This window comes from Arthrobacter sp. I3 (assembly GCF_000520575.1).
GTDB lineage: Bacteria > Actinomycetota > Actinomycetes > Actinomycetales > Micrococcaceae > Arthrobacter > Arthrobacter humicola_A.
Window position 1 is genome coordinate 19,739 of record NZ_KI914962.1, and the last position, 6,792, is coordinate 26,530.

Below are 6,792 nucleotides of genomic sequence, written 5' to 3' on the forward strand. Positions count from 1 at the left end.
GACGGGCCGGGCGACCGCCCGGTGAGTTCCCGCCAGTCCGTTGGGCCCGGCGTTGAAGCCGGGCCGTTCCTTTACGAAAGGTTCAAACACTCGTGACATCACCAGGAAAGAGCTTCCTTCGAAGCGGGGGACTCCGGAGGGCCGCGGCACTGACCCTGGGCTTGCCGGTTCTTCTGTCCAGCATCGCGATCGCCCCCGCCAATGCGGCCCCGGCGCAAGGCCCGGGAGTAGCCGGCGTCGCACAGAAGAATTTTGATCCGAACAACTACAAGGACGGCCGCTACATAGTGGTCCTGGCGGAGAAGCCTTCCGCGACTTACGACGGCGGGACGGCCGGCCTGCCGGCCACCAAGCCTGCGTCAGGCAAGAAACTGGATGCCAACAAGGCCGAGGTCAAGCAGTACAAGGCCCACTTGGAACAGAAGCAGTCCCAGGTGGCCGGCCAGCAGGGCGTCAAGATGCAGCGCCAGTTCACCGCGGCCCTCAACGGCTTCAGCGCCAAGCTGACGGCGGACCAGGCCGTGAAACTGGCCCGGGACCCGTCGGTCCTCGTCGTCGCGCCGGACACGGAGAACGCCCCCGATTACTCCACCGCCGACTTCCTGAAGCTCAGCGGGCCCAACGGCACGTGGAACACCAAGTTTGGCGGCCAGGACGCGGCCGGCAAGGGCGTCGTGGTCGGTGTGATTGACACCGGCTACACCCCCTCCAGTGCCTACTTTGCCGGCCAGGAGGTCAAGCCCCTCACCGGAAATCCCGTCGTCGGCGTGCCGTACCGCACCCCGGACGGCAAGATCGCGATGCTCAAAGCCGACGGCGAAACCTTCAAGGGCGAATGCCAGGTCGGCACCGACTTTGACGGCACCGCCTGCAACTCCAAGGTCCTGAGCGCCCGCTACTTTGGTGAGGACTTCGCGGCCACTGTCCCGCCGGAAGACTGGGCTCCGGGCGAACGGCTATCCCCGGTCGACGCCGCCAGCCACGGAACCCACACCGCCAGCACGGCTGCCGGCAACGCCAATGTCGAGGCCATGGTTGACGGCCGGAGCTTCGGCCAGACCAGCGGCATCGCGCCGGCCGCGAAGCTGTCCATCTACAAGGTCTGCTGGGAAGACAACGATCCCAACTCCGGTGGGTGCTACTCGTCCGCGTCCGTCGAGGCCATCAACAAGGCCATCGAGGACGGCGTGGACGTCCTGAACTACTCCATCTCCGGCGCCACGGATACCACCACCGATCCGGTCTCCCTGGCATTCCTGTCCGCCGCCTCGGCCGGGATCTTCGTCGCGGTCTCCGCCGGCAACTCCGGCCCGACGGCGAGCACCGTCAACCACGGCGCGCCCTGGCTGACCACGGTCGCGGCCACCAGCTTCTCGCAGGAACTGCAGGGAACGGTCGAGTTCTCCGACGGCAGCAAATACCGCGGCGCTAGCATCATGAACGGCCAGGTTTCCAACGCCGGCGTCGTGCTGGCAGCCAACGCAGGAGCCGCCGGGAAAGCCAGCCCTAATCTGTGCGGCCCCGATTCGCTGGATCCGGCCAAAATCGCCGGCAAAGTTGTGGTCTGTGACCGCGGCGTCGTGGACCGCGTCGCAAAGAGCGCCGAAGTCAAGCGCGGAGGCGGCGTCGGCATGATCCTCGTCAACCTGTCCGTCTCCTCACTGGACACGGACAAGCACTCGGTCCCCACCGTCCATGTGAACCCGCCCGCCACCGAGGCCATCAAGGCCAAGGTCACGGCCAATCCGGCCATCACGGTTTCCCTGGTCAACAAGGACACCACCGGGCTGCCCCTCGAGGCGCAGCCGCAGATCGCCGGGTTCTCTTCCCGGGGCCCGCTGCTCGCTGAAGGCTCCGACCTCCTCAAGCCTGACGTCGCGGCGCCCGGCGTGGCCGTACTGGCCGGCGTTTCGCCGATCGGCACCGGAGGCGACAACTTCGGTTTCCTTTCCGGCACCTCAATGGCCTCCCCGCACGTAGCCGGCTTCGGCGCGCTGATCCTGGCCATGAAGCCCACGTGGTCCCCGGCCGCGGTCAAATCCGCGATGATGACCACCACGAGCGACGTCAAGAACGCCGACGGATCCAAGAACACCGATGTCTTTGCCACCGGCGCGGGCCAGGTGGACCCGGCCCGCGTGCTGGATCCGGGCCTCATCTACGACGCCAGCGAGGCCGACTACCTGGAGTTCATTCACGGAACCATCAAGGCGAGGGATATGAACCTGCCCTCCTTCGCCCTGGGCAACCTGGCCGGGAAGATCGAGGTCACCCGCACGCTGACCGCCCTGACCCCGGGGGTCTACAAGGCCCAGTTCAACGTTCCCGGCGTCAAGGTCAGCGTAACCCCGGCTGCTCTGAACTTCCGCGCCGCCGGCGAGAAGCGCACGTTCAAGGTCTCCTTTGAGAACCAGGGCGCGCCCCTGGGCAAGTTCGCGACCGGTTCGCTGACCTGGCAGGGCGCCAACAAGAATGTGGCGTCGCCGATCGCGGTCCGTCCGCAGTCGGTCGTGGCCCTGCCCGATGTGGCCTTCACCTCCGAGGGCGGCAGCGGTTCCGGTGCCATCAAGGTGGTCTCCGGCACGAACGCGCCGATCAACATGACCCTCGACGGTCTCTCGAAGGCCGACTCCACGGCCGTCGAGCTCGTCCCGGGTCCGTTCACCGGCGCCCCGGATGCCTCCAACGTCGTCAAGGACGTCACAGTCGTGGCCGGCTCCCCGCTGGCCAAGTTCTCGGTCATTTCCGCGGACCCGAAGGCTGACTTCGACATGTACGTCATGACCCCGAACGGTCCGCTGACGGTCGCGACGTCGTCGGCCAGCGAATCGGTGTCCATACCCAATCCGACCCCGGGTAAGTACACGATCTACGCCAACCTGTACGCCAGCCCGAACAACCAGGCCACCAAGGCCTCGGTCGACGCCGCCGTGCTGGGCAAGGTCGAGGGCAAGGCCTCGCTGAGCCCGAACCCGCTCCGGCTCGCCAACGGCAAGGCCGGCAAGGTCACGCTGAGCTGGGAAGGGCTTCAGGTCGGTTCGTACATCGGCCGGGTCACCTTCGCCGGTGCCAGCGATCCCACGTTCGTCTCGGTCCTGGTGACCCCGGCCGGGACCGTCGTGGTCCCGCCGACCTCCGAGGACCAGGATTCCAATGACGGTCCGGGCGACGACGCCGATGGCGACAACTCCCACAAGGACAAGAAGGACAAGGGCAAGAAGGTGAAGGAGGAGCAGGGCAAGATCCAGAACAGCGATCAGTCCTTCGCCCCGAACTACGCCATCTAGGCGACGCCAGGTAGGCAGAAGCAGCACCAAAAGACGGCAACGGCCGGCGGCTCACACCGCCTGCCGTTGCCGTTTAATCCGCCGGGGCGGATCCGGAAGAGCCTGGGGTCGCGGGAAAGTCGGGGGCGGACCCGGTCCCGGGCCGGGGCCCCGGGGGCGGAGCCGGGAAGGCCCAGAGGCCGCGGGCGTGCGTGCCGTGAAGGTTCAGATGGCGCCGGTGGAGCCCGCAACCCCGCCGAGCAGCGGCGCCATCGCCCGCCAGCGGGCAATCTCGCAGCCATCGGTCCGGCTGAAGCGGCTGTTGACCTCGCGGCCCAGGTACCAGCCGGTCACGACGGCGGTCTGGGGACCGCCGTACTGCTGCGTGCACAGCCGCGGCGGCCCCGGTTTGGGGAAGAAGATCGCCTCGCCGTGGCGCCGGACGGCCTCCAGAGCGGCCGCGGGATCCGGCAGGGTGGACGCGGCGGAGGCGGCGCCGTCGCCGGCTTCCAGCCTGAAGGTGTATTCGGGCGCGCCGGGAGCCTCTGTGAGGCGAATGGTCAGCTCGACGTCATTGCGCCCGTGCCGGTCGTTGCGGGGGCTGGCTGTGTCCGTCATGACGGTCCCTTCAAGCTGTTGTCCGGTTCCGTGTGCCGGTCTGCGGTGGTGGGGGCGGTCCCGGCCGCGGCGTTGAGCAGCGGCGTCAGCTCCTGCAGCAGCCGCCCCCGCAGCTGCTGCGACTCGGCCGCGAAGGCCCGCTGATAGTCAACGTACTCGGCCTTGCCTTCCGGTGTCTCGATCCGGATCGCCGGATACCCCCACTCTTGCAAGTCGTACGGCGACGCCCGCATGTCCATAGCCCGGATCCGCCACGATAGTTCGAAACAGTCCATGACGAGCTCGCTGGGCAGCAATGGGGACAGTTTGTAGGCCCACTTGTAAAGGTCCATGTTGGCGTGCAGGCAACCCGGCTGCTCCATGGCGCGCTGGTTCTCCCGGCTGGGAACCATGCTGTTCAGCGGAACGGCGTCCGGGGTGTAGAAGCGGAAGGCGTCGAAGTGCGAGCACCGGATCCGGTTCTCCTCCACCACCTCGTCGGTGCGCCCGGACCCGAGCCGCAGCTGCAGGTACTCGTGCCGGAGATCGAACTTGTCCTGCCTGTAGACCATTGCCCACTCGTGCAGCCCGAAGCAGCCGAACTGGGCCGGCCGCGCGGCAGTCCCGGCCAGGATGATCCCTGCGAACTGCAGTGCCTCCCGGCGCTCCCTCAGGAAGGCGTCGACGTCTGCCGTCACAGCCGGCGACTCCGCCGGCAGCCCGGCGGCCGCGAGTTCTGCGGCGTCGGCCGCGCGGTAATACTTCCACCCGGTCCGCGCCTCAGCCTCGGGGCCGGAGAGCACGACGCCGGCGCCCGGGTGCCAGCGCAGCAGCTGTCCGGGCTTCTGGGTGTAGTAGGTGAAGAGGAAGTCCTCCACCGGGTGCTTCCGGCCGGCGGAGCGCCGCTCAAGGTAGGGGTCCGCGTAGCGGCGGACACGTTGGACGTGGGCCGCCTGGCGCGGCAGCCACTCTTCCTGCTGGAGGTGCAAGGGCTTAGCTCGCCCCGCCGGATGAGCCCAGAACATCTTTGGCGGCGTTCCAGGCGGCGATTTCACAGCCGTTTGTCAGGCTGAAGCTCGCCTGAACCGCCCTGCCATCCACGACGCCGGTGACGGTGGCCACCTGCGGGCCGCCGTACTGCTGGGTGCAGGACTGGTTCTTGGCGGGCGGGGCGGGGCTGAGGATGGCCGGGTTGTTCTTGATGGCGATGCATGCGGCGGCGGCGTTGGGGTGCTGGCTTTCGGCCGCAGGAACCCCGTTTTGGCAGACCAGCGTGAAGTTGGCCGCGGTGCCGGTTTCGTTCGGCTTGACCATGATGGCGAGTTCGGCGTTGCCCTTGCCCGGTCCGGACGGCAGCGGGACCGCGGAGGGCGACGGGGCCGGTGACGTCGTCTCCGTCTCCGGCGACGGCGAGCCCGACGGCGCTGTGGGTGACGGGCTGGAGGGGGTGCCCGACGTCGTGCTGGGGGAGGGGGAAGGGGTGGGCCCGCCATTCGGCGTGCAGGCGGCCAATCCGGCCACGGCCATCAGGACGGCCGCCAGGACAAGTGCCGGGCGGCCCGATTGCGTGCGCATCAGCAGTCCTCCTCTGTTTTGCCCAGTCTACCGCCGGGGCACGTCGTCCGGGCCGGGCCGTGTGGCGGCGATCAGGTCCATCATGGTGGCGTGCAGCTGGCCGACCTGTTCATGCGTCAGGCCCAGCCGGGCCATCATGATGCCTGGGACTTCGGTGGCCTGCTCCCGAAGCGCGGCGCCGTGCGGCGTCAGCCGGACATCCAGGGTGCGCTCGTTGCCTTCCATCCGCTGACGGGTGATGAAGCCGGCCGTCTCGAGGCGGCGCAGCAGCGGCGAGATGGTTGCCGGCTCCTGGGCCAGGGCCTCGCTGATGTCGCGGACCGAGCGCGGGCTCGCTTCCCACAGGCACAACATGACGAGGTACTGCGGGTGGGTCAGGCCGAGCCTGTCGAGGACGGGCTTGTAGGCGCCCACGACGCTTCGGGAGGCCACCGTCAGGGCGAAGCAGAGCTGTTGTTCCAGCAGGAGGTCGTCCTGTGCTGCCTGGGAGTCCTGGGCTCCATGCGCTCCCGGCATGACGTGCCTGTCCTGGATTGCTGGGGTTCCTTCGGTCACACCGACTCCTTCGAATGATTAGTGCACTAATGATTAGCGTACACTGGGAGCATTGTCTTGCTCCCACGAAAGGATAGCCATGGCCAAGGAAAATGCCGTCGAGCGGTTCATGCGGGCCACCGGGAAGTTCCGGGCCGTGTTCGGGCCGGCCAACCGCAGTTCACTCGGCCACGAGATGACCGACCAGAACAGGCGGCTGCTGGCGGCGCGGCAGGCTGAAACTGAACAGTGGGAGACCTTGCACCGGCCCGACGGCAGCACTTATGTGGTGCCTCGAAACCCTGACGACAAATCCCTGCGCTAGGTCCCTTTTAGCGCCACCCCACCCGGGCCATTTCCCGCTGCCGGGCGTAAAATGAGGGCACTGACACACCGCTGTGCAGCATCCTGAACCATCCGGGACGAGGAAAGGGGGTGGGACTAGTGACACGTGCTGTCAGAGCTTTCATGGAAAAGACCGACAAGCTGAGGCTGCTGTTCGGGCCCGCAAATCGAGGCGACACCGCGGCGCCTGTAGTTCACAAGCACGACGACTTCGAGCACGCCTCGGAAGACGACCTGGCAGGTTTCGAAGTCGAGACGGACGACCACGGACACCACTACGCTGTCCGGAAAACGGATCTCGGGAAAGAAGAGGTCTGACGAGGCCCGCTTCGCCGGTTCCGACGGTTCCGGGGGACCCCGGATGCCGGGGGCATCCTGGGCGGCCGCGTGGTACGCGGCCGGAAACGTGGGAATGCGGCCGGAGCTGTGGGGAAGCGGCCGACGACGGGCGGAGACGGGGAAGGGAGCGGCAGGT

General features: G+C 67.6%; 7 protein-coding genes. 3 read left to right on the forward strand and 4 right to left on the reverse strand.

Translation table 11 applies throughout. The annotated features are described in order from the left end of the window. Positions 1–149: 149 nt before the first annotated feature. Complete coding sequence (locus tag Y706_RS0120140; RefSeq protein ID WP_028278003.1) at positions 150–3,287, forward strand: S8 family peptidase; 3,138 nt, start codon at positions 150–152, stop codon at positions 3,285–3,287. 204 nt (positions 3,288–3,491) lie between these two features. On the opposite strand, the gene Y706_RS0120145 is transcribed toward Y706_RS0120140, so the two are convergent. Genes Y706_RS0120145 through Y706_RS0120160 form a run of 4 tightly spaced genes read right to left on the reverse strand, consistent with a single transcriptional unit; the run spans position 3,492 to position 5,954 of the window. Then, a complete protein-coding gene (locus tag Y706_RS0120145; protein WP_028278004.1) occupies positions 3,492–3,884 on the reverse strand; it encodes a hypothetical protein in 393 nt (130 codons plus the stop codon). Then, positions 3,881–4,888: a hypothetical protein gene (locus Y706_RS26700; protein WP_043436629.1), complete on the reverse strand. Its 1,008-nt coding sequence runs from the start codon at positions 4,886–4,888 to the stop codon at positions 3,881–3,883. Before Y706_RS26700 ends, Y706_RS0120145 begins: the two co-directional genes overlap by 4 nt. After that, positions 4,857–5,438, reverse strand: coding sequence for an SSI family serine proteinase inhibitor (locus tag Y706_RS0120155; RefSeq protein WP_028278005.1), 582 nt, complete (start codon positions 5,436–5,438; stop codon positions 4,857–4,859). The genes Y706_RS26700 and Y706_RS0120155 overlap by 32 nt, the downstream gene beginning before the upstream one ends. Before the next feature lie 27 nt (positions 5,439–5,465). Next, positions 5,466–5,954 (reverse strand): MarR family winged helix-turn-helix transcriptional regulator, encoded by a 489-nt coding sequence (locus tag Y706_RS0120160; RefSeq protein WP_028278006.1) that lies wholly within the window; start codon positions 5,952–5,954, stop codon positions 5,466–5,468. Positions 5,955–6,072: 118 nt separating this feature from the next. Here Y706_RS0120160 and Y706_RS0120165 point away from each other — a divergent pair, with 118 nt between their 5' ends. Then, entirely contained in the window at positions 6,073–6,297 is a 225-nt protein-coding gene (locus Y706_RS0120165) for a hypothetical protein (protein WP_028278007.1), read from the forward strand. Positions 6,298–6,440: 143 nt separating this feature from the next. Next, the gene (locus Y706_RS0120170) at positions 6,441–6,635 is read left to right on the forward strand and encodes a hypothetical protein (protein WP_043436631.1); all 195 of its coding nucleotides are present in this window, start codon (positions 6,441–6,443) and stop codon (positions 6,633–6,635) included. Positions 6,636–6,792: the final 157 nt, after the last annotated feature.

Bases quoted from the DNA above. Each gene is read 5' to 3' on its own strand.
- Y706_RS0120145 (WP_028278004.1), bottom strand. From the start codon at position 3,884: ATGACGGACACAGCCAGCCCCCGCAACGACCGGCACGGGCGCAATGAC.
- Y706_RS26700 (WP_043436629.1), bottom strand. From the start codon at position 4,888: ATGTTCTGGGCTCATCCGGCGGGGCGAGCTAAGCCCTTGCACCTCCAG.
- Y706_RS0120155 (WP_028278005.1), bottom strand. From the start codon at position 5,438: ATGCGCACGCAATCGGGCCGCCCGGCACTTGTCCTGGCGGCCGTCCTG.
- Y706_RS0120160 (WP_028278006.1), bottom strand. From the start codon at position 5,954: ATGCCGGGAGCGCATGGAGCCCAGGACTCCCAGGCAGCACAGGACGAC.
- Y706_RS0120165 (WP_028278007.1), top strand. From the start codon at position 6,073: ATGGCCAAGGAAAATGCCGTCGAGCGGTTCATGCGGGCCACCGGGAAG.
- Y706_RS0120170 (WP_043436631.1), top strand. From the start codon at position 6,441: ATGGAAAAGACCGACAAGCTGAGGCTGCTGTTCGGGCCCGCAAATCGA.